Below are 23,581 nucleotides of genomic sequence, written 5' to 3'. Positions count from 1 at the left end.
GGACATATGTTCGATGAATTTGGCCACGGTGGCGCGAGGGGGCGTCGGCGCGGACGCGTGGACCCCGGCTAGCGCAGGTGAAGCTCGTCCCTGAAGGCGCGTATCAGCCCAAGGGCGACGCCGGCGGACAGCAGGCCGGACAGCGGCACGTTAAGCCACAGCCCCGTGAGGCCGAGCGGCCACAGAACGCCCAGGGCCACCAGCGGGGCGACGAGGGCGAAGAATATCGACAGCAGCACCGCGAGCTTGGGGTTCTCGGTCGCAGTGAACAGCGAGAGCGTCGCTATGGGGAACCAGCGAACCAGGTAGGTCAGCGAGAAGCACCTGAAGGCCCAGATGGCCAGGGCGAGCAGCTCGCCCGAGGCGTCGGCCATGAAGATGCGCGTCACCTGCTCCGGAAAGAGGAACATGGCGCAGGAGAACCCCACGCCCACGAAGGCGGCGGCGCCAAAGCACCAGCGCTCGATGGCCCGCACGCGCTCAAAGTGGCGGGCGCCCCAGTTGTAGCCGACGGCGGGCTGCAGGGAGTCGCAGATGCCGTAGATGATGGGATAGATGAAGCCGCCCGCGTACATGAGCATGCCGTAGACCGACACGGCGCGGGCCCCGCCCGTCGAGAGCAGAGCGACGTTGAGTATGACGGCGGCGAGGCGGCTGGCCACGTTGTTGAGAAACGCCGACATGCCGGCGACCATGACCTCCCTCACCAGCTCAAGCGTAAAGCGCGGGCGCACGAGCCGCAGAAGCATCCGTCCCGCCGCGAAGGGCGCCATCCCCACGACGACCGCCGAGGCGATGGCGACGCAGTAGCCCAGAGCCGCACCGAATACGCCCAGGCGCGCATAGTACAGGAGCGAGAACTCCACGGCGGCCCCGACCAGCGCCATGAACACGTTGAGGGCCAGGGCGCTCTTGATCTTGCCGCAGATGCGCAGGTAGTTGTCAATGGCGAACATCGTGGTGGTGACGGGCGACCAGAGCGCGTACATCCTCACGAAGGTCACGGCCATGTCCGCGAGCTCCCCTGTGGCGCCCAGCATCCCCATGATCCAAGGCGACAGGAGCCAGAGCAGGCCGCCCAGCAGGCCGCCGCCCGCCACGTTCATGATGATCGAGCAGCTGAAGACGTTGTTGGCGCGGTCGTGGTCCCCCCTGCCCAGGGCGATGGAGATGGGCACCGACGAACCCACGCCCACCAGGTCGCCAAAGGCGAAGACCATGATCACGAAGGGCATCGCGAAGTTGACGGCGGCAAAGGCCTGCTCGCCCAGGATCTGTCCCACAAAGATGCCGTCCGCCAGATCGTAGAGCGAGGACGAGAGCATGCTCAGGGCGCCGGGGACCGCGGCGGTAAAGAAGAGGCGACGGGGCGAGAGGTCCACGAAGAGCCGCCGCGCCCGCTCGATGCGCTCACGCTGCGCGTCGGAGGGAGGCGTGGCTTCGGGCATGTGAGACAGGCTCCTCTCGGTCCGTGGGATGACGGGTCAGAGTCGGGGTCAGGGTCCGTGACGGTGCGCGCCACGACATCTGATGATGGTACTACTCGCCCCTGAGAGCCTCAACCGGGTCACGACGCGCCGCGGCCATGGCGGGCACGACGCCCGCGACGAGCGTGAGAAGGACCGAGACGACAACCAGCGCGACGGCGTCCGCAAGACGGAGCGCCATGATGCCGTGGACGCCCTGGGCCTGGAGCACGGCGGCGTTTATGGGTGCCGACAGCGCATATACGACGGAGATGGCCAGGACGCCGGACAGGAGCCCCTCGATGGTCGTCTCGGCATTGAAGATGTTGGCGATGTTGAGCCGGGACGCCCCCATGGCGCGCAGTATGCCGATCTCCTTGCGACGCTCGAGCACGCTGATGTAGGTGATGATGCCGATCATGATGGAGCTCACCACCAGCGAGATGGAGACGAAGGCGATCAGTACCAGCGAGACCATGTCGACGATGGAGGTCACCGACCTCATCAGCGTGCCGGCGACGTCAACGTATTGGATGGCCCGTCTTTCGTCTTGGGCGTCGCGGGCGGCCTGGTTGTACTGGTCGATGACGCCGAGCACGCCCTCCTTCGATGGGAAGTCCTTGGGATAGATTTTGATGAGGTCGGGGTCGGCTGCGTCCGCGTACCCAAGCTTCCTGAGGTTGGCGCGGTAGGTGAGCTCGTCCGCGTTCGCATAGTTGGCAAACAGCGAGGCCAGGTCCTCCTGGCTCATGTTGAGCTTGATGGCGCTCGCAAAGACGGCGGGGTCCACCGTAAACCCGTCGCTCAACGCGTGCGAGAGCGCAGACATCTGCGCCTGAAGCTGGCCTGATATGACCTGTGACAGCCGGGTGGAGAGGCTGTCGGTGGCCTGGGCCATCTGCTGCTGCAGCTGCAGAGCGAGCTGCGTGGTCATGGCCTGCGCCGCCACGGACATGAGAGACTGCATCGACTGGGCAAAGTAGGGCACGAACTGCCGGGTCAGGTAGGCCTGCATGGCATCGTCCACAACCGTCTGCAGCGTGGTCTCGGTCAGCGCGTCGAGGTCGTCGCGGACCTCCCGGGCCGTGGCGTCCTCGCTCACGTACTCCTGAAAGCGCCGTGACAGCGCGTCGGACGAGATGGAGGGGTCCGCCAGGACCTCGTCGGGATGGTTCTGGCGCATCCACTGAATAAAGCCGCTGCCCAGCACGTACGTGTCGTGGGCGATGGCGTCGCGCTGCTCGTCCGTCAGGTCGGCGGCGGCCTGGCCCAGCGCCGCGTCCACGTCAAAGCGCGGGGCGTCGGCGACGAGGCGCCCCAGGGCGTCGGCGTCAAGAATCGAGGACGTCACGCTCGGGTCAAGGCTCATGCCCGTCAGGTCGGGGCCAAATGTCCCCGTGGGGTCGGAGGGCCCCAGGGAGATGCCCGAGAGGTCAAGCCGTCCCAGACCCTGAAGCGCCGAGGCGTCAAAGGAGAAGGCGCTCCTGAGCTTGTCCTCGTCAACGGAGAAGAGGGAGCTCATGTCCATGGTCCTTCCCTGCTCGCTCTGCAGGTCGTCGAAGGTCCGTCCCGTGAAGACGTCCACCTCGGGCTGCGCGAGCTGGTCCTGGACTATCCGGCTCTCGGACGAGTCCTTGATCAGGCGGCTCGTCAGGGACGGCAGGTAGCCGACGCCCTCCGGCATGCTCGACCCGCCCGCCGCGCTCGTGGGCCTGACGACGCCCACGACCTTGAGGGTGATGCCCTCGTCTACGACCGCACGCAGGTAATCCGCGTCGTCGGACATGTCAGTCCATGTTCCTGACGAGGCGTTTCTCTGGTAGAGCGCGCAGGCCGGAACGACCTTGAACCTCATGCCCATCGCGTCGTCGTAGCTGAAGTCCCTCATGTCGTCCGGCAGCTCCACGTCCTCTCCGCCGGTCCGCCTGCGCATGAGGTCGCTCATGGCGTCGAGGTCATAGAAGCCGAGGTTGTAGAGGGTGTAGTCGCTGATGCTGCCGTCCGGCCGCAGGATGAGGACCGCCTCGTCGTCGGCGGAGGGCCAGCGCCCCCTGACCACGTCCATCTGGCTCTCGAGAAGGTCGCGGCTGGAGGCAAGCTCCGAGAACGAGGAGGACCCGAAGGGGGTGATGCTGAGCGACAGGCGCTCGCCCGCGCGCGGCGACGGCCCGCTCAGGGGTGAGGGGTTGAGCTGCGTGACGCCGTGCGAGGCGTCCTCCTCAAAGACCCAAGGCGTGACGTCGTAGCCGTACTGGACGGCGGAGGCATAGCGCGTGATGTCCGATGTGCCTCCCTCGAGGAAGCGCTTGAACTCGGCGAGGTCGTTGGACCTCACCTGTGCGAGCAGGTCGCCCACCAGGGCGGTCTGCGGGATGGGGCCCGAGGCATCGGCCTCCTTGCCGCCCCCGGACGCCCCCTGCGTCGAGTCCGACCCTCCCGTCATCGTGCCCATCAGGCCCGACATGTCCATGCCGACCCTGCTCACGGTGAGCGGGTAGCTCGAGAGCGTGTCGCGCTCGGTCGTGCGTATGTAGTCGTTGACGCCGTTTGAGAGGGCCAAGATGGCCGCGATGCCCATGATGCCGATGGAGCCCGCAAAGGCCGTGAGGGCCGTGCGTCCCCCCTTGCTCATGAGGTTGTTGAAGGAGAGCGAGAGGGCCGTCAGGATGCCCATCGACGCGCGTCTTCCTCCCCTGCGACCGCGCCCAGGACCGCCGTCGCCAGACGACGCGGGCCGGGCGGGCGCCACGTCTCGGGCGCGGGAGTCGGGCACGGCGTCCGGGGCCTTCCCTGCCGCGACGCCGGCGGCGCCGCGGCCGACTCCTGCGGCGATGGGATCGGAGTCCCCCACGACGCTGCCGTCCCTGATGCGAATGACGCGCGTCGCGTAGCGCTCGGCCAGACCCGCGTTATGCGTGACCATGACCACCAGGCGGTCCTGGGCGACCTTGGCCAGTATTTCCATGACCTGTAGGCCCGTCTCGGTGTCCAGGGCCCCCGTCGGCTCGTCGGCAAGGATGATGTCGGGGTCGTTCACGAGGGCGCGTGCGATGGCCACGCGCTGCATCTGCCCGCCCGAGAGCTGGTGGGGTCGCTTGCGAGCGTGGTCCGTAAGGCCAACCTGCCCCAGCGCCCGCAAGGCGCGGGTCCTTCGCTCCGCACGACCCACGCCCGAGAGCGTGAGCGCCAGCTCCACGTTGGAGAGGACCGACTGATGCGGGATGAGGTTATAGCTCTGGAAGACGAAGCCCACGCGATGATTTCGGAAGTCGTCCCAGTCCCTGGGACCGTACTGCGCGGTGGAGACGCCGTTGATGACGATGTCGCCCGCGTCCGGACGGTCAAGGCCGCCAAGGACGTTGAGCATCGTCGTCTTGCCCGACCCGGACGGCCCCAGCACCGCCACGAACTCGCTGTCGCGCAGGATCACCGTCACGCCGTCAAGCGCAACCTGAGAAAACGCACTGGTCACATAGGTCTTCGAGACGTTCCTGAGCTCTAGCATCTGCACCCGTTTTTTCCGCATCCGCCCTGCAGGGCAGCCACCTGACATGGGGGACGTACCCACAAATCGTGCGCGCCAGCCAAAGGCTTACGAAGCCAAGACAATACGACCCCTCATCACGACGACGTCCGGACAGGCATGTCCTCGGAGCGCCCGCCAGAGGCCCGCGCGACCGCATCGCATTGAGGCAGCGCGTCCTACCGATCGATCAGCGACCTCTTGTACTCGTATGCCGCCGCGATGATGTCGCAGCAGCCCTGCCGGCCAAAGACCGAGCGGTCCACGACGAGGTCCTTGTCGGCGTACATGTCCCACCTGCCGGCGGAGTAGCGGGTGTAGAAACGCTCGCGGCGACGCTGCTGACGGCGCACGAGGGTGAGGGCCTCATGGGGCGAGAGGCCCCTCTTGTCGGCGACGATCTTGACGCGACACTCGAGCGGAGCCGTCACCAGCACCGCGATGAGGTTGGGGTTGTCGCGCAGGATGTAGTCGGACAGGCGCCCCTCGATGATGCAGCTCGTGGTGGCGCCCAGGTCCAGTATCACCTGCCTCATGGCCTCAAAGAGGCGGTCTGACTCCGTGCGCTGGTCGATGGCGCCGGGCAGGAGGGCCAGCGGAACGTCCTGGGCCCGCTCGGCCAGGGCGGCCTGGTCCACGTTGATGCCCATGCGCCGGGCCGAGCGCACGAGCAGCTCGTTGTCGTACAGGGGGATCGAGAGCCTGTCGGCGAGGAGCTTGCCCACCTCGTGCCCCTCCGCGCCATAGTCGCGCGCGATCGAGACGACGATGGGGTCGAGCAGGCGCTGGAGCATAAGGTTCACGTTGCTGACGGTAAAGACTCCCCATGCTCTGCGCCTCCCCCGTCATCCGCGGTAAGGTTAGACGTTCCCTCTAACAAGGTCTTGGGCCGTCACAGACGCTCGATCGTGCGAGCGCGCAGTGGAGGGCGCTGCTCTCCCGTTGCCGAAATAGAACCAGAAATCAGCCTGCGCGTTGCACAGGAAGCATCTAAGAATATGGCTCATCTGGGGGAACTATCGTTGCTGCGAGCCCACCTCATCGCTTCTAGCACGGTGACGAAGAAAGGGCGCTGAGTCCTTCTTGTCACCTAACTCCCATGCGGCAGCAAGAAGGACCAACCCAACAAGTCAAAAGTAAAAACGATTCCCTTTACGATTCGATGCCAGTGTTAATGGCGTCAGCAATGGCCTTACGATCGTCAGAGCTGCGCAGAAGCTTCTTAAACTCCTCCTGCATGAGCAGTACGGCGGTCTTTGACAGTAGCTTGATATGCGTCGTACCAGCCTCAACGTCGGGGACGAGGAGCGCCAGGGCGATGTCGACCGGCTTGTTGTCGAAGCTAGGCCAATCAAGAGGGCAATCGTTTTTGAAAACGATAACGGTGGCATGGTCGATAGCGGCACTCTTAGCGTGCGGCACGGCGAAGCCGTCAGTCATACCCGTCTCACCCATGTCCTCGCGCTCAAGGAATGCCTGATAAACGGCATCGGAATCGGTAGTGATGCCCAAATCACCCGCACGGTCGGCGAGAAAGCGGAGAACCTCATCGCGGCTTTGCGCGCTCTGGCCGACGAACACGTTCTCCTCCTTTACGAAGTCGCTCATGAAACTCCCCTCTCTGTGAAAACTCACAGCTTTTGTATCTAAAAGTCCAGTCCACCGACCTAGCTATTACTGCAGTTTGCTCGCAAGCAGCACGCTCGCGCCACCTAATACGGTCATTATCCCCAGAACCGAGAGCAGCGATGTGTAAGTCTCAAATAGCATCCCAAATCCAAAAGGCCCGGCGAGTGAGACAAAGATGCTATAGACGTTAACGACAGCAAGATTCGCCTGTCTCCATTCGACGCGCGAAACGAACGGCATGGTGCCTACGGCAGCTCGCGGCCAATGCCGGTGGTGTCCATGCCGACGCCATCGAGCATGAACACGAAGGCGTAGATAAGACCCAGGGGCAAAAGCAGGGCCGCGGCCACCATGAGGAGCTTATTTCTCTTCTTGTCAAGCGTTATCATCCCTAGACACCAGACTCAACATGGCACTGGGCACAGCGAACAAAAACGACGGGGTGTGCGGTGTGGAAGGGCACCGCACACCCCGATGCTGCCTATCGGCTGAAGACTTAGCGGGCAGCCTTGAGGATGTTTTCGATATCCTCAACGTAGAGGAACTTGAACGCACCGGCATGGTCACCACCGCGGGCGTCGACGGCGCCCTGAGCCATCTCGTGAATCTGCTCGTCAGTCGGCTCGATGCCGAGTTCGGAGAGGCTGGTGGGTAGATTAATGGAATGGCACCACTCATCCCAAGCCTTGACGCCACGAAGACCGGTCTCCTTGGGGTTGTGGAAGTTGTTCTGGACGCCCCAGACATTAACGGCAAACTGTGCGAAGCGCTCGGGGTCGACGTCGATGACGTACTTGGCCCAGCTGGACCAGATGGCGGTCAAGCCAGCACCGTGGGCGACGTCGAACATGGCGCCAATCTCATGCTCAATAGCGTGGCACGCAAAGTCGCTAACGCGACCGAGGCCGGTGAGGCCATCATGGGACTTGGCACCCGCCAACAGCAGATTGGCGCGAGCGGCGTAGCTCGTCGGATTGGCGAGCGCCTCGGGGACGAAGGTCTTAACGGTACGCATGAGGCCTTCGGCCAACTCGTCAGAGAGCTCGACATGCTGCTCGGTGGTGAAGTAGCGCTCCATGGTGTGCATCATGATGTCGGCGCCCGGGGCGGCGGTCTGGAACGCGGGCACCGAATAGGTGAGCTCGGGGTTCAGGATGGCGAACAGCGGGCGGGCGCACTCGTGATTGTAGGAGCGCTTAAGCATGGCGTCGCCCATAGTGTCAATGTTGATGACCGTGGAGTTCGAAGTCTCGGAGCCGGTACCGGCTAGGGTGGAGATGGCGCCAATCTTTGCAATCTTGTCGGTGCTCACCTTGCCGAGGAAGAGATCCTCAAGTTCGAAGTCGTTTGCAAGGCCGTAGGCGATGGCCTTGGAGGAGTCGATGGCGGAGCCGCCGCCGATAGCAAGGATAAAGTCGACGTTCTCCTTCTTGCACAGCTCAACGCCTTGCTTAATTAGCGAGAGACGAGGATTAGGCACAACACCGTCCATCTCGACATATTCGATGCCCTCAGCCTCAAGGCCGCGCTCGACGCGCTCAAGCAGACCGGTGGTACGCACATAGTCGCCACCCCAGTGGATAAGGGCCTTGTGGCCGCCGAACTCCCTGATAAGGCGGCCGGCCTTCTCCTCGGTGCCCTTACCGAAGACCATCTTGGTGGGAACGAGATACTCAAAGTTGACCATTGTTGGTATTTCCTTTCGTTTGGGATTTGATGGACGAGATGCGCCTTATTCCTTGGTGAAGTACATCGAGATGCCCTGGCCGCCGCCGATGCACATAGACACCATGGCATCCTGCTTCTCGGGATGGCGACGCGCGAGCTCATAGGCGCACTTGATGGCCAGGATGGTGCCGGTGGCACCGATTGGGTGACCAATGGAGATGCCGCCGCCGTAGATGTTGACCTTTTCGGGGTCGAGGCCAAGATCGCGGGAGACCGCGAAAGCCTGGGACGCGAAGGCCTCGTTAATCTCGAAGAAGTCGATAGCGGTGAGGTTTATGTCAAGCTTCTCGGCGAGCTTCTTAGATGAGAAATACGGTGAGTAGCCCATAAGGGACGCCTCGTAGCCGGCGACGGCGAAGTCGCGGATGCAGACCATCGGGGTACAGCTGAGCTCTTCAGCCTTGGCGCGGGTCATGAGGACTACAGCTGCGGCGGCGTCGTTAAGCGAGGAGGAGTTGGCAGCGGTGACGGTGCCGGAACCGTCGGTAACGAAGCACGGCTTCAAGTGAGCGAGCCCTTCGGCGGTCACGCCCTCGCGGGGGTTCTCATCGGTGTCGAAAACGGTGACGGCGCCCTTGCGACCGTGAATCTCGACGGGGATAATCTCGTCCCTGAAAACGCCTCCAACGACGGCTTTGCAGGCGCGCTGCTGGGACTGAGCGGCGAAGGCGTCCTGCTCCTCACGGGAGACGTTGAACTTCTTTGCCACGTTCTCGGCAGTGACACCATTGTGGCACATGTCGAGCGGCCAAGTGAGGATGTCGACCACACCGTCCTCAAACTGCTTGTGACCCATGCGAGCTCCCCAGCGGGCGGAGGGCACGTAGTACGGAAGCTGCGAGAGGGACTCGGAGCCGCCAGCCACAACGACCTCGGACTGGCCGCACTTGATTTCCATGATGCCATCGGCGATAGACTGCAGGCCGGAACCGCACTGGCGATTGACGGAGTAGGCGCAGGTCTCGTTGGGCAGGCCGGCCTTCAGGCTGATGGCGCGGGCGACAAAGCCGTTAGCACCCCAGGAACCTACCTGGCCGATAATGCACTCGTCAACGACGGCGGGATCTATACCGGCGCGTTTAACGGCCTCGGCAACGACGATGGAGCCCATATCAATGGCCGAAAGGGTCTTCAGGCTGCCGCCAAACTTGGCGACGGCGGTTCGGGCGCCCGAGACAATAACGATGTCATCGGGGCTGTTCTCGAACTTGCGGTTGCTCATGGCAATGCTCCTTTTCAGAATTGTTAGATACTGGCGCGGAATGTTGCACAGTGCTCAGATGTTCGGGAACGAAGCTACTCGAAGTAGTCGTAGAAGCCCTTGCCGGTCTTGCGGCCGAGGCTACCGGCGTCAATAAGCTCCTTGAACACGGGAGCCGGGCGATACAGGTCGTCGTGGTCGTAGCCCTCATAAAGGTTCATCAGCGAGGCGTAGACGACGTCGATGCCAGCGAAGTCCATAAGCTCGCAGGGACCCATGGGGTGATTACAGGCGAGCTTCATAGCCGTATCGACATCCTTAGCCGAAACGCCTTCGGAGACGAGCCAGGCGCCCATGTTCTCGTAGGGGTTGATGATGCGGTTGACGATGAAGCCTGGGGTATTGGGGGCATCGACCGAGACCTTGCCGAGAGCGCGGGCGAACTCGTGGGTCTTAGCCGCAGCCTCGTCGGAGGTCTTCTCGCCGCAAATAATCTCAACGAGCTTCATAACCGGGGCGGGATAGAAGAAGTGTAGGCCGAGGACGGACTCGGGGCGCCTGGTGGAGACGGCGATCTCGTCGATGTCAATGCCAGAGGTATTGGTAAGTAGCACGGCGTCAGCATCGGCGTACTCATCGATTTTCTGGAAGGTTGACTGCTTGAAGTCGAGGCGCTCGGGGACAGCCTCAATCACAAACTTGGCGCCGGCGACCTCGGAGTAATCGGTGCTGTAGGAGAGACGGTCGCGAATGGTCTGGCAGTCCTCAACGCTCATCTTACCCTTATCGACTTTCTTCTGGAGAAGCTTACCGACGAGGGCCTTAGCCTTGTCGAGCGGGTCCTGAGCGATGTCGATGTTGACTACGGTAAAGCCAGACTGCGCGCAGGCTTGGGCGATACCGCCGCCCATAAGACCACTGCCGATGACCGCTACCTTGATTGCGTCCACTTTGATTCCTTTCGAACGATGTGCCTAAACTGCTCTTGGTTTAAACAAGCAACACAGATTCCGGAGCTTCTTGTCGGACCCGAGGTAATCTGCCTGGAACAGGGGCAGGACTGTTTCGCCGCCCTACTTGACCTCAAAGCCGGAAAGAAGACCGGAGGGGCCGTCCTGGTTAAAGAGAGACGCGTCCATGAGCTTGAGGTCGTCGGAGACAATGGGCGCGAAGTCCATCATGTCGAGGACCTGCGTCTGGAGATCGATACCAGGCGCAATCTCAACCAGCATGACGCCCTCGGGCACGAGCTCGAAAACAGCGCGCTCGGTGACAACGACCACGCGCTGACCCTTCTTGCGAGCGGCTGGGCCATTGAACGAGAGCTGGCCTACATGGGAGATCATCTTTCTGACGGCACCCTCCCGCAGGATGGTGAGCTTACCATCCTCGAAGGAGTACTTAGCGCCCTTGGCCGTGAAGGTGCCGAGAAAGACGACAGTCTTGGCGTTCTGCGTGATGTCAACGAAACCGCCTGCTCCGGCGCAGCGAGGACCCATCTTGGTGGAATTAACATTGCCATCGCCGTCAAGCTCGCCCATACCCATGTAGGTCACATCAACGCCCGCGCCATTGTAGTAGTCGAACTGCTCAGGGTGGCTGACCATGGCAAGGAGGTTCTGTCCGATGCCGAAGTCGATGCCGCCCAGCTGAACACCGCCATAGATGCCGCTCTCGACGGTGATCATAACCTTGTCCGAGAGGCCCTCCTCCGCGCAGACACGGCCGACCATGTCGTTGGGGATGCCGGTGCCTAGGTTGACGACGCAGCCCGGATAGAGCTCCTCACAGCCACGGCGAGCAATAAGTTTGCGCTCATTGAAGGGAGCAGGCTCAACGGCGGACTGGGGGACGCGAAGCTTGCCCACATAGGAGGGGTCGAAGTAGATTGAAGAGGTCATGCGATGGTCCTCCTGCGGGTTGGGGCAAATCACGACCTCATCGATGAAGACACCCGGAACGGTAACGTCCTTGGGATTAACGGTGCCAGTCTCAGCGACCTCGCGGACCTGAGCGACGACCTTTCCGCCATAGCGCTTTGTGGCGAGAACCGCGTTGAAGACCTCGAGCTTCATGGCCTCGTCGGTAGTGGTGAGATTACCCATCTCATCGCAGACGGTACCGCGGATAAGACAGACGTCAATCGGCACCTCGTGATAAAACATGTACTCTTCGCCGTGAATCTCGATGATCTCGGAGATGTCGGGCAGGGGCTTGGTGCGGTCGTTCATCTTTCCGCCCTCAACACGCGGGTCAATAAAGGTGCCCAGGCCAACCTTGCTCATCTTGCCGGGGAGGCCGCAGGCCATGGAGCGGTAGAGTTGCGCAATCTGGCCCTGAGGCAGGCAATATGCTTCGACCTGGTTATTGGCAATCATGTCCATCCAGCGAGGCTGGAGGCCCCAGTGGGAGCCGATGATGCGAGTGACGAGGCCCTCGTGGGCGAGGTGCTGAATGCCACGCTTGCGGTCAGATTGGCCGCAGGAGTGCAGCAGCGTAAGGTTGCGGGGGTGACCGGTAGAAAGAAAGCGCTCCTCGATAGCCTTGAGATTGGACTCGGAGGCTGACACAAGCGTCATGCCGACGGTGCAGATGGTCTGCCCATCCTCGATACCCGCAGCAACCTGACGCGGAGTGACAAAGTTTGCTTTGAGGAACTTACCTGCCATGCTCTTGGTTTCCTTCCTGGGACGATCTCTTGCCGGAAGCCGCAAGAACCACGTCACGGACAGCGGACCTGTTGGGTTTGTCGCCCCTCGTCTGGGGAATCTTGTCTACAAAGACGATGGAAACGGGGATCTTAAAGTGGGCAATCCTGGATACAAGCGCAGCTTGGATGTCTGCAGCCGAAATCTGGAAGCCAGCGGTGCGCACGACGGCGGCGACAGGAACCTCACCATAGAGCTTGTCTGAGATGCCAGACACGCAGGCTTCCGAAACACCGTCGAGCTCGCAGAGGACCTCCTCGAGCTCCGAGCACCAGACCTTCTCGCCTCCGCGGTTAATCATGTCCTTCTTGCGGTCGACAACCCAGACCATGCCCTCCTCGTTCGCGTGAGCGAGGTCTCCGGTGTGTAGCCAGCCATCCGGCTCAATCTCACCGCCGTCATAGCGAAAGTAACTGCTCGTTACGCAAGCGCCGCGCAAGAGGAGCTCACCGGTCTGACCGCAGGGGACTTCTGAGCCACCCTCATCCATAATCTTCGCATCAACGCCAGGAACTGGTTTGCCAGTGGCTCCAGCATAAACAGATGTCGGCGAGTCAAGCGGAAAGAGGAGCGCCGGGCTGGCAGTCTCGGTCATGCCGTAAACCACCTGAAACGTTGCCGTAGGCATCCACTCATGAAAGCGCCGCATTGTAGACACAGGCTCGTAACTTGAACCCGACAGCATACAGCGCACTGAGGGTAGAAATGGAAACTCGTCGCGCAGAGGCAATAGCTCGGCGAAGGAAGTCGGTGACCCATGGAGGTAAGTAATCTGGTCATCACGCACAGAGCTCAATACACGCCTCGCATCAAAGAAACGATGGAGGTAGGTTCTCGCGCCCACATACACAAACTGAGCAAGTAGAGCGATGAGGCCTGTAACGTGATATATGGGAATCGGGATGAGACAGCGATCGTCAGGCACAGTACTCATAAGTCGCTGGTAGACCATCGTGGCATGAATTACATTGCGGTTCGAAAGCACAACGCCCTTGGCGTTCGATGTAGTTCCGCTTGTGAATATCATAATTGCGGCATCATCAAGAGCACCGCGAGTCTCGCACGCAGGGGCAAAGCCTTGGGCCTGTGGAAATCCAAAGCCTTTCTTACAGTTGGTTGCGACGATGATCTCGGAAGGGCGTACGGGAAGGCTCCCACACCACGCCTCGAACTCCTCGCCAATGACAAGAGCTTTCAGGTCGGCCGCAAGTGCAATGGAGGTCACCTCCGGCTTGCGGTACTTGGTCGGGATAGGCACGCAAGTGCCGCCCATCTTCGAAATGGCGTACAAAGCGACGACAAACTCGGAGTCGGCGTGCATAAGGAGGCCGATGCGGTCACCCTGATGCACGCTAGGATTTGTGCATATGTAGCCAGCCAGATCGTCAACACGGTGCATGAGCTGAGCGAACGTAATATGATGTCCCCAGTCATCAACAATGGCCACGGCATCGGGCGTCCTTGCTACGGTGGCAGCAAGCTGCGCGTAGAGCGTAGGCTTCATGGACGAGAAGGTGTACACGTCACGACCAGAGACGTCCAGATGGGACATCCCCTGCTGAATCGAAAGGTTCCAGCAAGAAGCGCCGCTAATCACTGCGTTACCCCCAGTTTCTTGCCAATAGACAAAAGCGCGAACATGCGTTGGGCCGCAAGGCGAAAGTTGTCTTCCGCTGCAGCGAGCGCATCCTCGATGGAGGAGGTATCAATCACCGTAGGCACAAGCGCATTAACACCACAGTCAAACAGCGTTATCGCGTCGGCGTTCATGCCACCCACGACGGCAACACATGGAACATCAGCAGCGCGACATCGTGCGGCAATACCCGAAACGACCTTGCCGTGAGCGGACTGGGAGTCAGCATGGCCTTCGCCCGTCACGCAAAGGTCGCAGCCGGCGAGTGCCTCGTCGAAGCCGACAAGATCGAGCACGCAATCAACACCAGCCACAATCTCGGCATTGAAAAAGAGGCGCGCTGCAGCACCGAGGCCCCCAGCGGCCCCCATGCCTGGCTCTGTCGAAACGTCTAAGCCAAAGGTCTCGGCAAGAATAGAGGAATAGCTCACCATACCGGCCTCTAATTCATCGACGCAGGTGGGGTCAGCGCCCTTTTGAGGACCGAAAGTATGTGTAGCGCCGCGGGGTCCAATTAACGGGTTGTTGACATCGCACATCACATGAAAGTTCGTCTTTGCTACGTGCTTATCCATGCCAGAAAGGTCGATACGGGCCACACGCGCGAGGTCAGAGCCCATGCCTTTGAGCTCAACGCCCTTTTCATCGAGAAGACGCACGCCAAGCGCGCGCACGGCGCCCATGCCACAGTCGTTGGTAGCTGACCCACCGATAGCGAGCATGATATCAGACGCCCCGCGAGCAATAGCGTCGGCAATCAGCTCACCGGTGCCGTAAGTACTGGTAATAAGTGGATTTCTATCCGCAAGTGAAAGCAGAGGCAAACCGGAGGCAGAGGCCGTCTCGATGACTGCCGTGCCGCCGGGAAGAAGGCCGTAGCACGCCTCAACCGAACGGCCCAGCGGATTAGCAACGGAAAGCCTCACACGCTCACCGCCGAGAGCAGAAACCAGGGCATCCACCGTCCCCTCCCCACCGTCGGCAACCTCCAAGGACGAGAAGGTTGCGTCCGGAAAGAAGGGTAGGGCCTCCTCGACCAGCAGCTCAGCGGAGCGGGCCGAAGAAATGGTGCCTTTGAATGAATCGCATGCGAAGAGAAACCTTAGCATGGGCGTTAGTCCATCTCCTGCATCTTATGTTTGGAGAACTGAAAACGTCCTGCAGAGCCGAAGAGGTCCATGTAACGCTCGAGCCACTTAGACGCCTTCTCCTCAGCATCAGTGGCCACAAAAATGTAGTCCGGACTCTCGTTGACCGCGAGGAACTCTCGGACGGCGCTGATATAGGTGCGGGAGTAGTCAGTCCATAGGTTGATTTTGTTGATGCCGCCAGCGACAGCCTTCTGGAAGTTCTTGTCACCAGAGCCGGAGCCACCGTGGAGCACAAGCGGGTAGTTCTGACCGAGAGCGGCTTTAATCTCGGCGAGGCGCTCAAAGTCGAGACGGGGCACATAGTCGGCGGGATATTTTCCGTGAGCGGTTCCGATGGCGACGGCCAGGCAGTCGCAACCGGTTCGCTTGACAAACTCGACGGCCATATCAACATTGGTGTACATGTCATCAAAGCGACCATCACCTTCGGCGGCCTGACCGACGCGGCCGAGTTCGGCCTCAACCGAAACGCCGTGGGCATGAGCACAGACCACAACCTGCTGGACGCGGCGGACATTCTCCTCAAAGGGCAGGCTGGAGGCGTCACACATGACACTCGAGAAGCCGGCCTTAATGCAGCGGCAGATGTCCTCAATCTCCGTACCGTGATCGAGGTTAAGCGCCACGGGGACGTCCAGAGGCTCTGCGATTGCCTTGACCATAGGGGCCCAGACCTCAGGGGTGGCGTTTGTCTTGAACTGACGGGGAGAAAGGTCAATGATGACCGCAGACTTCTTTGCCTCAGCGGCCATACAGGCTGCCTTGACCATGTTATAGCCAGGGCAATTCGGCGCAGGTACCGCATAATGGTTGACGCTTGCGTGCTGGAGAATTTCTTTCATTGAGGCATACATGCCTGGGCCTTTCCTTTCTTGCTTCTGTGCCCGACTCGTTGGTGGGAACTGTTTTGACCAAAAAATGGTCGTAAGCACGACGTGATAGAAAGGGGCGGGGAGATACGCCGTAAACCTCCCCGCCCGACAAAACAAACGAACGAAAGGCTAGGCGAGGAGCTGATCTAGAACACCGTTACCGGCCATGTCGCCCTCAGCCCCGACGGGCTTACGAAGGAGAAAGTAGAGGGTGCCGTTAATAGCCGCACCGACGAACCAGAACAGAATGAACTGAAGCGGATTGCTCATCATTGGAATAACAAAGACACCACCGTGGACAGCAGCAGACTCAAGGGCAAAGTAGCCGCAAAGACCACCGGAGATAGCCCCGCCGACCATGCAGGGAATGATGCAACGCCAGGTATCCTGGACTAGGAACGGGATAACGTACTCCTGGATGTAGCAGCAGGCAAGAACAAGACCGGATACAGTGGTCGAGCGCTCCTTCTCGGTAAACTTCTTCTTGCCGGCAAAGCGGTCGATAATCTGAGCAAAGCAGACGCCGAGTGGGTTTTGCATTCCACCGCACATCTTGCAAGCTGCAGGCCCAAGGATACCGTCAGCATTGAGGCCATTAGCAACAAGCGCAACTGCCTTGGAAATTGGACCACCCTGGTCAATGGACATGCCGACACCAATGGCCGCGCCGAAGACGGCGCCACCGATGCCCTGGAGATTGGTTAGCAGTGAGGTGATGGCTATCATGAACCAGCCGATGGGAACACCAATGATATACCACATGAGCAGGGAGGTTATCGCGGTACCAACGACCGGAATAATCAGAATCGGGAAAACGGACTGGATTGAGCTCGGAACCTTCTTGGAAGCATCCTTGAGAAAGATTACGATGTAGCCAGCAATGATGCCGCCGATGACAGCGCCGAGAAAACCGGCTTTGATAGTGTTAGAGATGACACCAACGGCAAAACCAGGGGCGAGACCGGGTTTATCGGAGAGAGCATAAGCTGTATAGGCGCCGATAATGGGCACGCACACATCAAAGATTGCGGAGCCTATGGAGTAAATCACCATGGCAAGGGTGTAGTCCTTGTAGCTGCCTCCAGCGGCAATCAGGGACTTCATGTCGCCCGCGATGTTATAGCCGCCCATGGCCTTAGCGATACCCCAGAGCACGCCACCACCGACGATGAACGGAATCATGTAGGAGATGCCTGTAAGAACCGCATCCCAAGCTTGGCGGCCTGCGGTCTTTTTCTTTACGTTCTTACGCTTAATCTCTGCCATAGTTACTCAATCGCCTCCAGAACCTCATCGACAACGCTAAGAGCCGTCTCGGCCGTCATGACCTCATTGGTTTTGCAGTTAAGCGTGGGAATGGGATCAAAGCGCTCGCCGTGCTTGATTTTGACATCAGCCGCGATTATCGCAGCATCGGCACGAGCAAGATCCTCATCGGTGATAACGTTCTCGGCACCCGTCGCACCCTGGGTCTCAATTTTTGCCTCGCATCCACGTGCTTCGATAGCTCGCTGCAGAGACTCGGCAGCCATAAACGTATGTGCAATGCCGATTTGACACGCAGTAACACCAACGATGAACTTCTTGCCTGCCATCCGTTTTCTCCTCTCTCTTTTTCTTTCAACGTATAGAACATATGTACCTATTCTGGCCAGCACCTCCATCCTCGCAAGTTCTTTTCATTGGAGGTTCGATGAAATCAATCATATTTCCAACACAGAATCTTTGGAATGAAGTTGATATTTCTGCTGTTAATTCATATATATTACATATTGTGTTCTTTTTCTTGTTCGTTTTTATTAAAAATTCTACTGATAAGAGATTCTTCGTGTATTTATACACATTATTTCTTCATATTTAGGTGATGCTCGTCAAGCTAAACCAATAGATTGCCTATGATTCAACTAGCACAATTATTCGCATGAATTACGCGCACAAAGGAAGGATTTCGGATGTCCCGTACCAATGAAGGTGAGAAACTCGCCATCAATGCGAACGCCGTCCTTCTCGTATCTTATTTGTTTATGGGAGCTTGCCTGCTCTCCGGGTCAATCATCGTGCTCACACAGCCACTGCCCTACGCAGAGAATCTCCTTATTATGAAGATTTGCATGGGCTGGATTATGCTCCCCATCTCAGTCTTCATTATTGGATCCAACATCGTAAAGCTCATCCATCGCCACAGCGTCATTGTCATCGACGAAAAGGGGATTACCGACAACACCGACTCGATGGGCTCAGGCTTTACTCCCTGGAATCAGATTTCAGACGTACATCTTCTTAAACTCAAGGACGACACCTTCCTATGCGCGGTTCCCACCAACTATGACGAATGGGTCAAGATTCGCAATCGCCGGCAAGCCCGTCTTGCACAAGCCAACATCGATATGGGCTTCTCACCTATCCGTATTCAGTTTAAAAAGGCGGGCGACCACATTGATGCGCGGGATGGGCTTGCCGCAGTCAAGCGCTTCCACCCCGAGAAGGTAAGCCGCATCCAGAAGCCCAAATATTAATTACAGACACCTTTCCTTCAAGGGCCGGTGCCAGCCGGCCCTTTCTTTTGCTCAACCGTCATATTTGGAGCCACACCCGTTATGTTTAATGTCTTAGCTAAAGTTTCATCCTTCGTCGTTGTCATCCTCATAGGCGTTGCTGCCGGTCACAGTGGAAAGTTTGGGGAAGGTGCCGACCGACTAATCTCCAAAATCGTATTTAACCTGACACTTCCCTGCGCCATAATCCGTGCGTTTGGGGCATCCAAATTCGACCAATCACTTCTGTGCCTCATCGCCCTCGGTTTCGCTGCGAACGTCACGCCATTCTTCCTCTCGCTGGTTGTATACGCTGGCAAGCCACAGGATGAGCGAATTCTTCAACAGTCCAACGTCGCAGGCTTCAATATTGGGTGCTTTGCATTCGCCTTTGTACAAGCTTTTTTCCCTGCTCAAGCGGCCATCGCAACATGTCTGTTTGATGCCGGAAACTCTCTTATGTGCACGGGAGGCACCTGGGCACTCATTCGTGCGCTTGTGCTTGACACTGACTATCAGTGTATGCGTGACAAAGCCACATTGTTTGCCCGTTCGCTCTTCTCGTCCGCGTCTTTCGACTGCTATGTGGTCCTTATCTTCATGGGACTCTTTGACTTGCGGATTCCCCCAGAAGCCATCACTCTTATCGATCCCATTGCCAACGCAAATTCCTTTTTAGCAATGTTCATGATCGGGCTTATAATTAGGTTCACGGTTAACAAGACTAAAGCCGCAAAACTAATTCGCCTGATAAGCTGGCGATTTGCCTTTGCAGCTGTTCTCTCGCTGGCCGCGCTGTTTTTGCTGCCCTTTGACCCCATTATCCGCAAGGTAGTTGCCATTCTTGCCTGGGCGCCAGCGCCCTCGACGGGACCGGTTTACACTCTGTGGGCTGGCGGCGACAAAGGGCTAGCCGGAATGGCGAACGCGTTAACCATCCTTGCAGGCATCATCATGATGACCTCGCTAGTGCTTTTCTTAGGAGTATAGCTATGGTTATCCTCTGCTTCGGTGAGCCACTAATCAGACTTTCTACTGTTGCGCACGAGCGTCTTGACAACGCCAGAAGCGTCGAAATATCGTACGGCGGCGCTGAGGTTGTTGTTGCAACCACGCTAGCGCAGCTTGGTCAAAATGTCGCCTTCATGAGCGTAATCCCCGAGAATCGTCTCGGTACAAACGCGATTATGAACCTCGCGCGCTATGGAATTGGCACCTCGAAAATCCTCCGCTCCAATCATCGCATGGGCCTTTATTACTCTGAGCGGGGGCGTTCTATTCGTCCGACCGTTGTTACCTACGACCGATCCGACACTTCTATGGCCAACGCAAAAAGAGCGAGCTTTGACTGGGACCACATCCTGAACGGCATCGAGGTGTTCTTCTTCTCGGGTGTCGTGCCCGCAATTTCGGACGAGATGTTCCACGTTTGCATTGACGCGTTGCGCGCTTGCAAAGGTCGCGGCATAAAAACCGTTATTGATCTTAACTATCGGGAAACCATGTGGTCTCACGAGGACGCACTCTTAAAAATCGGCAAGCTCATGCCCTTAATCGATGAGCTCATCGCCTCTGAGGACGACATCATCTCTATCGAGCACGCGAGCGTAGAGGAACCCGAGCTCTTCGACTTCTGCCTCAACTGGGCGCATGGAATGCTTAACGACTACTCACTGCGCTCTCTCTGCTTTGTCGTGCGACAGATTGACCGCTATGACATTGCACTTATTCGCGGTGCTAAAGTCACACGGGAAAAAACATTCCTCTCGCTACCCCAGCAAGTGTCCTTAGCCGATATTTCCAGTTGCGGTAGTGTCTTTGCTGCAGCCATCCTCCATGGTGAGGCAAGCCGTTGGGAATCCCAGTTCCTCGTTGACTTCGCCACAATGTCATCAGCCTTCAAGGCAACCGTCTTGGGCGATCTTTCAAACGCGACCGAAACCGAAATCGCATCGCTTCTCGCCTCTGGCGTGAAACCGAGCATCAGACAGTAGAGGAGTAAGAACTGATAGTGTTTAACGACATTATTGAGGCACAAATCGACTGTAACGTTCTGACCGGCGGGTTTATTCCAAAGCCGGGAATGATTCTTTGCGGAGACGCCGGCATCGAGTTTGAGGGGATTAATGGCGCGCGTCAACTATGTATCGCTTGGAACGAAATCGCGCTTGTTAGGGTCGAAGTATTCCGTGGAGATGTTCGTGAGCTCGCTGTGCATACCGATGTCGGTCAGGTCATTACCCTTGTGCCCAATGATGGCGCAGCACTCGTTAGGGCCATGGGGTCCCATCTTGGCCGCGACACCTTTGTTGCAATGGATGAGGTCGCGACGGAGGAGCTAAACCCCCTAGAGAAACTTCGCGACCGCCTCCGTTGCCGGGAGAGCGGGAGGCAATCTCCTCCGTAGCCTCATGCCGCCGCACGAAAGCCTCATTTTAAGGAGCGCTCGACCAGATTTAGGATATCAAGGTAGTAAAAGGCCTTGGATGGAAGGCCACGTCGACCGAGCGAATCATCGAGCCTAGTCGAGGTGCTTGAAGTCGCCGGAGGTATCAAAATCTCCCGCCACGTCAATCCTTAGATTGAATTCGCGCATGCTATTCCACTTGATAGGTAGGTTGAACTGCTAAAAAATCACGAAGGTGTGCCTACAAGTGTGACCTCCAGGTGATTCTTGCGGGGCATGAGCTCACCGCCCGCGCGCATGGAGGCACTCGAGAATTCCTCGAGTCAGTTGATGGAGCAGATGAGCGTGGACTTACCTGAGTCCGAGTGGCCCCAATGAGGATGATCTTCTCACCCTCGCAAACTGTAAGCGCGAGGGGGTGACCGTGGGGCACAACGCCGTCGTTCACGGCTGCGACGTGGGCGACAACACCGTCATCGGCATGGGAGCCATCGTGCTCAACGGCGCCAAGGTGGGCGGCGACTGCATCATAGGGGCCGGTTCGCTCGTCACCCAGGGCGCGGTGATACCCGACGGCAGCCTCGCGCTGGGAAGCCCCGCCCGCGTCAGGCGAAGGCTGACGCCCGCAGAGGTCGCGGCGAATGCGGAAAACGCCGAGGAATACGTGCGGATGGCCCGCGAGCAGCTGGACTAGGGCTGCGACGTCCTCTGACGGCGCCGGCGCACCGAGAGATGGCCCGCGAGCAGCTGGACTAGGCGCCGCGCGACGCCGCCCGGCCCCGACCCGGCTCGCCGGGCTCCCGCCCGGGCGGACCCCGTGCCTAGATTCGCTCGGCCAGGTCCCGCACCAGCGCGGCCGTGCGCTCCCAGCCCAGGCAGGCGTCCGTGATGGACTTTCCGTACACCCCGCCGTCCACTGGCTGGCTGCCGTCCTCGAGGTAGGACTCCACCATGAAGCCCCTGAAGATGCCCGCGACGTCCGCGCTGCGGCGCACGCTGTCGAGCACCTCGTTGGCAATGCGCAGCTGCTCCAGCGGGCGCTTGCCCGAGTTGTCGTGGTTGCAGTCGATGATGACCGCCGGGTTCTCGTAGGCGCCCGAGGCGTACCGCATGGCCAGGCGCTCGAGGTGCTCGTAGTGGTAGTTGGGATAGGTGACGCCGTCCATGCCCTGGTAGCCGCGAAGCAGCGCGTGCGCCAGGGGGTTGCCCGCAGTCTCCACCTCCCAGTTGCGATAGATGAAGGTCTGGGGCGCCTGGGCGGCGCTGATGGAGTTGAGCATCACGGCCATGGAGCCGCCGGTGGGGTTCTTCATGCCCACCGCGCCGCGCACGCCGCTCGCCACCAGGCGATGCTGCTGGTTCTCCACGGAGCGCGCGCCCACCGCCACATAGGAGAGCAGGTCGACGAGATACTGGTAGTTCTCGGGATAGAGCATCTCGTCGGCCGGGAACATGCCCGTGCGCTCGATGACCGCCAGATGCATGTGACGGATGGCCTTCACGCCCTCAAGAAGGTCGGGCGCCCCCATGGGGTCGGGGTTGTGCAGGAGCCCCTTGTAGCCCGTTCCCTTGGTGCGCGGCTTGTTGGTGTACACGCGCGGGACGACGAGGAGCTTGTCCTTGACCTCCTGCGCGAGCGCGGCGAGCCTCTCCATGTAGTCGAGCACCGAGTCCTCGCGGTCCGCCGAGCAGGGCCCGATGATGAGGAGGCGCCGTGGGGACTCCCCGCGGATGATGGCCGAAAGCTCTGCGTCAAACGTCTCCTTGCGCGCCGCGAGGTCGGCCGAGAGGGGCATCTCGTCGCGAATCTCCTGCGGTATGGGCAGGTGGCGCTTGAATCTCATGGGCATGGTGGTCCTTCCCGCAGGGGCGCCCGCGTCGGGCGTCCGGTCCGTGGTCTCCCTCGCCGTTATGGCGGTCCCATCCTAGCACGCGGGCGCAGGGCGCCTCTCCCCGCAGTCGCAAGATGCCCTCCACAGACGCTCGCGACACCTGGCAAAACGCACGACGGGGCCCATCGTGCGCCATGTCACGTTCGACATGCCATCGACGCTGCTGGTACCCCCGTTCAGGAGTATGCTGGACGGTAACCGTAGATTCCCAAGTGAAGGGACGCCCCGTGGAGAAGGACCGCCTGATCGCGTTCTTTGACGCCTTGCTCGCAATCATCATGACCGTTCTGGTGCTGGAGCTCAAGAAGCCCGACCCCATAAGCTGGGAGGGGCTCTGGGCCATCCGCGGCGACCTGTTTGCCTACGTCGCCTCGTTCTTCTGGCTGAGCGCGCTGTGGTCGTCCAACAACGCGGAGTGGGACTACGTCAGGGTCATCGACCGCCGCGTGGTGTGGTGGGTGCTGGTGTTCCTGTTTTTCACCTCGCTCGTGCCCTATGCCACGAGCCTCCTCTCCAACAGCTTCTACGACCCCTTCCCGCAGGCGTTCTATGGGATGGTGATCGTGATGACCGCAGCCACCAACATGTTCCTCTACAGCAGCCTCATCAAGGCCGACAAGGACAACGGGACCCTGCGTCACTTCACCAAGTTCAACCGCAGCATCATGCCCGTCGACTTTGCGATCAAGGCCTGCGGGCTCGTCGTCTCCCTCGTCTTCTGGCCGCCCGCCGCGTCCATCTCGGTCATCATTGCCGCAGGCGTCGTGCTGGGCCACCTGCTCATACAGCATCGAAGCTCGCGCCTCATAGACTAGGGCGCCGGCGCCAACGAGC

At 59.6% G+C, this 23,581-nt stretch carries 21 protein-coding genes; 6 read left to right on the top strand and 15 right to left on the bottom strand.

Annotation, left to right across the window (positions count from 1 at the left end):
- Positions 1-68 precede the first annotated feature (68 nt).
- The 14 genes from BN3001_RS01970 to BN3001_RS01910 all read right to left on the bottom strand — a co-directional run bounded on the left by BN3001_RS01970 (position 69) and on the right by BN3001_RS01910 (position 17,509).
- The gene (locus tag BN3001_RS01970; protein WP_058270142.1) at positions 69-1,448 is read right to left on the bottom strand and encodes an MATE family efflux transporter; all 1,380 of its coding nucleotides are present in this window, start codon (positions 1,446-1,448) and stop codon (positions 69-71) included.
- 91 nt (positions 1,449-1,539) lie between these two features.
- Positions 1,540-4,971 carry an ABC transporter ATP-binding protein/permease gene (locus BN3001_RS01965; protein WP_058270141.1) on the bottom strand — a complete coding sequence of 1,144 codons (3,432 nt, stop codon included), beginning with the start codon at positions 4,969-4,971 and terminating at the stop codon, positions 1,540-1,542.
- A gap of 197 nt (positions 4,972-5,168) precedes the next feature.
- Positions 5,169-5,783, bottom strand: coding sequence for a cytidylate kinase-like family protein (locus tag BN3001_RS01960; RefSeq protein ID WP_058270140.1), 615 nt, complete (start codon positions 5,781-5,783; stop codon positions 5,169-5,171).
- Positions 5,784-6,141: 358 nt separating this feature from the next.
- On the bottom strand, positions 6,142-6,597 hold the full coding sequence (locus tag BN3001_RS01955) for a PTS sugar transporter subunit IIA (RefSeq protein WP_058270139.1): 456 nt from the start codon (positions 6,595-6,597) through the stop codon (positions 6,142-6,144).
- A gap of 266 nt (positions 6,598-6,863) precedes the next feature.
- Positions 6,864-7,007 carry a hypothetical protein gene (locus BN3001_RS08295; RefSeq protein ID WP_156410030.1) on the bottom strand — a complete coding sequence of 48 codons (144 nt, stop codon included), beginning with the start codon at positions 7,005-7,007 and terminating at the stop codon, positions 6,864-6,866.
- Between the two features lie 107 nt (positions 7,008-7,114).
- Positions 7,115-8,305, bottom strand: a complete 1,191-nt coding sequence (locus tag BN3001_RS01950; protein ID WP_058270138.1) for an iron-containing alcohol dehydrogenase — start codon at positions 8,303-8,305, stop codon at positions 7,115-7,117.
- Between the two features lie 45 nt (positions 8,306-8,350).
- Complete coding sequence (locus tag BN3001_RS01945) at positions 8,351-9,568, bottom strand: thiolase family protein (protein ID WP_058270137.1); 1,218 nt, start codon at positions 9,566-9,568, stop codon at positions 8,351-8,353.
- A gap of 74 nt (positions 9,569-9,642) precedes the next feature.
- The gene (locus BN3001_RS01940; protein WP_082629914.1) at positions 9,643-10,497 is read right to left on the bottom strand and encodes a 3-hydroxyacyl-CoA dehydrogenase family protein; all 855 of its coding nucleotides are present in this window, start codon (positions 10,495-10,497) and stop codon (positions 9,643-9,645) included.
- A 123-nt stretch (positions 10,498-10,620) separates the two neighbouring features.
- Positions 10,621-12,216, bottom strand: a complete 1,596-nt coding sequence (locus BN3001_RS01935; RefSeq protein WP_058270136.1) for an acyl CoA:acetate/3-ketoacid CoA transferase — start codon at positions 12,214-12,216, stop codon at positions 10,621-10,623.
- Complete coding sequence (locus tag BN3001_RS01930; protein ID WP_268872521.1) at positions 12,206-13,759, bottom strand: class I adenylate-forming enzyme family protein; 1,554 nt, start codon at positions 13,757-13,759, stop codon at positions 12,206-12,208. The genes BN3001_RS01935 and BN3001_RS01930 overlap by 11 nt, the downstream gene beginning before the upstream one ends.
- Positions 13,760-13,848: 89 nt before the next feature.
- Entirely contained in the window at positions 13,849-15,000 is a 1,152-nt protein-coding gene (locus BN3001_RS01925; RefSeq protein WP_058270134.1) for a glycerate kinase family protein, read from the bottom strand.
- Positions 15,001-15,005: 5 nt separating this feature from the next.
- Positions 15,006-15,884 (bottom strand): class II fructose-bisphosphate aldolase, encoded by an 879-nt coding sequence (locus tag BN3001_RS01920; RefSeq protein WP_235815014.1) that lies wholly within the window; start codon positions 15,882-15,884, stop codon positions 15,006-15,008.
- Between the two features lie 159 nt (positions 15,885-16,043).
- Positions 16,044-17,180 carry a PTS fructose transporter subunit IIC gene (locus BN3001_RS01915; protein ID WP_058270132.1) on the bottom strand — a complete coding sequence of 379 codons (1,137 nt, stop codon included), beginning with the start codon at positions 17,178-17,180 and terminating at the stop codon, positions 16,044-16,046.
- Between the two features lie 2 nt (positions 17,181-17,182).
- Complete coding sequence (locus BN3001_RS01910) at positions 17,183-17,509, bottom strand: PTS fructose transporter subunit IIB (protein ID WP_058270131.1); 327 nt, start codon at positions 17,507-17,509, stop codon at positions 17,183-17,185.
- A 357-nt stretch (positions 17,510-17,866) separates the two neighbouring features.
- Between BN3001_RS01910 and BN3001_RS01905 the strand changes: the two genes are divergently transcribed.
- From BN3001_RS01905 to BN3001_RS01885, 5 genes are all read left to right on the top strand, one after another.
- A complete protein-coding gene (locus tag BN3001_RS01905; RefSeq protein ID WP_058270130.1) occupies positions 17,867-18,430 on the top strand; it encodes an STM3941 family protein in 564 nt (187 codons plus the stop codon).
- Between the two features lie 81 nt (positions 18,431-18,511).
- On the top strand, positions 18,512-19,438 hold the full coding sequence (locus tag BN3001_RS01900; protein ID WP_058270129.1) for an AEC family transporter: 927 nt from the start codon (positions 18,512-18,514) through the stop codon (positions 19,436-19,438).
- A gap of 2 nt (positions 19,439-19,440) precedes the next feature.
- Positions 19,441-20,442 carry a sugar kinase gene (locus tag BN3001_RS01895; RefSeq protein ID WP_058270128.1) on the top strand — a complete coding sequence of 334 codons (1,002 nt, stop codon included), beginning with the start codon at positions 19,441-19,443 and terminating at the stop codon, positions 20,440-20,442.
- Between the two features lie 17 nt (positions 20,443-20,459).
- Complete coding sequence (locus BN3001_RS01890; RefSeq protein WP_058270127.1) at positions 20,460-20,855, top strand: DUF956 family protein; 396 nt, start codon at positions 20,460-20,462, stop codon at positions 20,853-20,855.
- Between the two features lie 424 nt (positions 20,856-21,279).
- Positions 21,280-21,549, top strand: a complete 270-nt coding sequence (locus BN3001_RS01885; RefSeq protein WP_058270126.1) for a gamma carbonic anhydrase family protein — start codon at positions 21,280-21,282, stop codon at positions 21,547-21,549.
- A 127-nt stretch (positions 21,550-21,676) separates the two neighbouring features.
- Here BN3001_RS01885 and BN3001_RS01880 read toward each other — a convergent pair whose 3' ends face one another.
- The gene (locus BN3001_RS01880; protein ID WP_058270125.1) at positions 21,677-22,705 is read right to left on the bottom strand and encodes a 3-deoxy-7-phosphoheptulonate synthase; all 1,029 of its coding nucleotides are present in this window, start codon (positions 22,703-22,705) and stop codon (positions 21,677-21,679) included.
- A gap of 269 nt (positions 22,706-22,974) precedes the next feature.
- Between BN3001_RS01880 and BN3001_RS01875 the strand changes: the two genes are divergently transcribed.
- Entirely contained in the window at positions 22,975-23,562 is a 588-nt protein-coding gene (locus tag BN3001_RS01875; protein WP_058270124.1) for a TMEM175 family protein, read from the top strand.
- Positions 23,563-23,581 lie beyond the last annotated feature (19 nt).

It is taken from the genome of Olsenella massiliensis (genome assembly GCF_001457795.1).
Classification (GTDB): Bacteria; Actinomycetota; Coriobacteriia; order Coriobacteriales; family Atopobiaceae; genus Olsenella_F; species Olsenella_F massiliensis.
This window is presented reverse-complemented; position numbering and strand designations above follow the sequence as displayed.

Excerpts from the sequence above, each read along its gene's own strand:
- BN3001_RS01970 (WP_058270142.1), bottom strand. The coding sequence starts at position 1,448 with ATGCCCGAAGCCACGCCTCCCTCCGACGCGCAGCGTGAGCGCATCGAG.
- BN3001_RS01965 (WP_058270141.1), bottom strand. The coding sequence starts at position 4,971 with ATGCTAGAGCTCAGGAACGTCTCGAAGACCTATGTGACCAGTGCGTTT.
- BN3001_RS01960 (WP_058270140.1), bottom strand. The coding sequence starts at position 5,783 with ATGCTCCAGCGCCTGCTCGACCCCATCGTCGTCTCGATCGCGCGCGAC.
- BN3001_RS01955 (WP_058270139.1), bottom strand. The coding sequence starts at position 6,597 with ATGAGCGACTTCGTAAAGGAGGAGAACGTGTTCGTCGGCCAGAGCGCG.
- BN3001_RS08295 (WP_156410030.1), bottom strand. The coding sequence starts at position 7,007 with ATGATAACGCTTGACAAGAAGAGAAATAAGCTCCTCATGGTGGCCGCG.
- BN3001_RS01950 (WP_058270138.1), bottom strand. The coding sequence starts at position 8,305 with ATGGTCAACTTTGAGTATCTCGTTCCCACCAAGATGGTCTTCGGTAAG.
- BN3001_RS01945 (WP_058270137.1), bottom strand. The coding sequence starts at position 9,568 with ATGAGCAACCGCAAGTTCGAGAACAGCCCCGATGACATCGTTATTGTC.
- BN3001_RS01935 (WP_058270136.1), bottom strand. The coding sequence starts at position 12,216 with ATGGCAGGTAAGTTCCTCAAAGCAAACTTTGTCACTCCGCGTCAGGTT.
- BN3001_RS01930 (WP_268872521.1), bottom strand. The coding sequence starts at position 13,759 with ATGAAGCCTACGCTCTACGCGCAGCTTGCTGCCACCGTAGCAAGGACG.
- BN3001_RS01925 (WP_058270134.1), bottom strand. The coding sequence starts at position 15,000 with ATGCTAAGGTTTCTCTTCGCATGCGATTCATTCAAAGGCACCATTTCT.
- BN3001_RS01920 (WP_235815014.1), bottom strand. The coding sequence starts at position 15,884 with ATGAAAGAAATTCTCCAGCACGCAAGCGTCAACCATTATGCGGTACCT.
- BN3001_RS01915 (WP_058270132.1), bottom strand. The coding sequence starts at position 17,180 with ATGGCAGAGATTAAGCGTAAGAACGTAAAGAAAAAGACCGCAGGCCGC.
- BN3001_RS01910 (WP_058270131.1), bottom strand. The coding sequence starts at position 17,509 with ATGGCAGGCAAGAAGTTCATCGTTGGTGTTACTGCGTGTCAAATCGGC.
- BN3001_RS01905 (WP_058270130.1), top strand. The coding sequence starts at position 17,867 with ATGTCCCGTACCAATGAAGGTGAGAAACTCGCCATCAATGCGAACGCC.
- BN3001_RS01900 (WP_058270129.1), top strand. The coding sequence starts at position 18,512 with ATGTTTAATGTCTTAGCTAAAGTTTCATCCTTCGTCGTTGTCATCCTC.
- BN3001_RS01895 (WP_058270128.1), top strand. The coding sequence starts at position 19,441 with ATGGTTATCCTCTGCTTCGGTGAGCCACTAATCAGACTTTCTACTGTT.
- BN3001_RS01880 (WP_058270125.1), bottom strand. The coding sequence starts at position 22,705 with ATGCCCATGAGATTCAAGCGCCACCTGCCCATACCGCAGGAGATTCGC.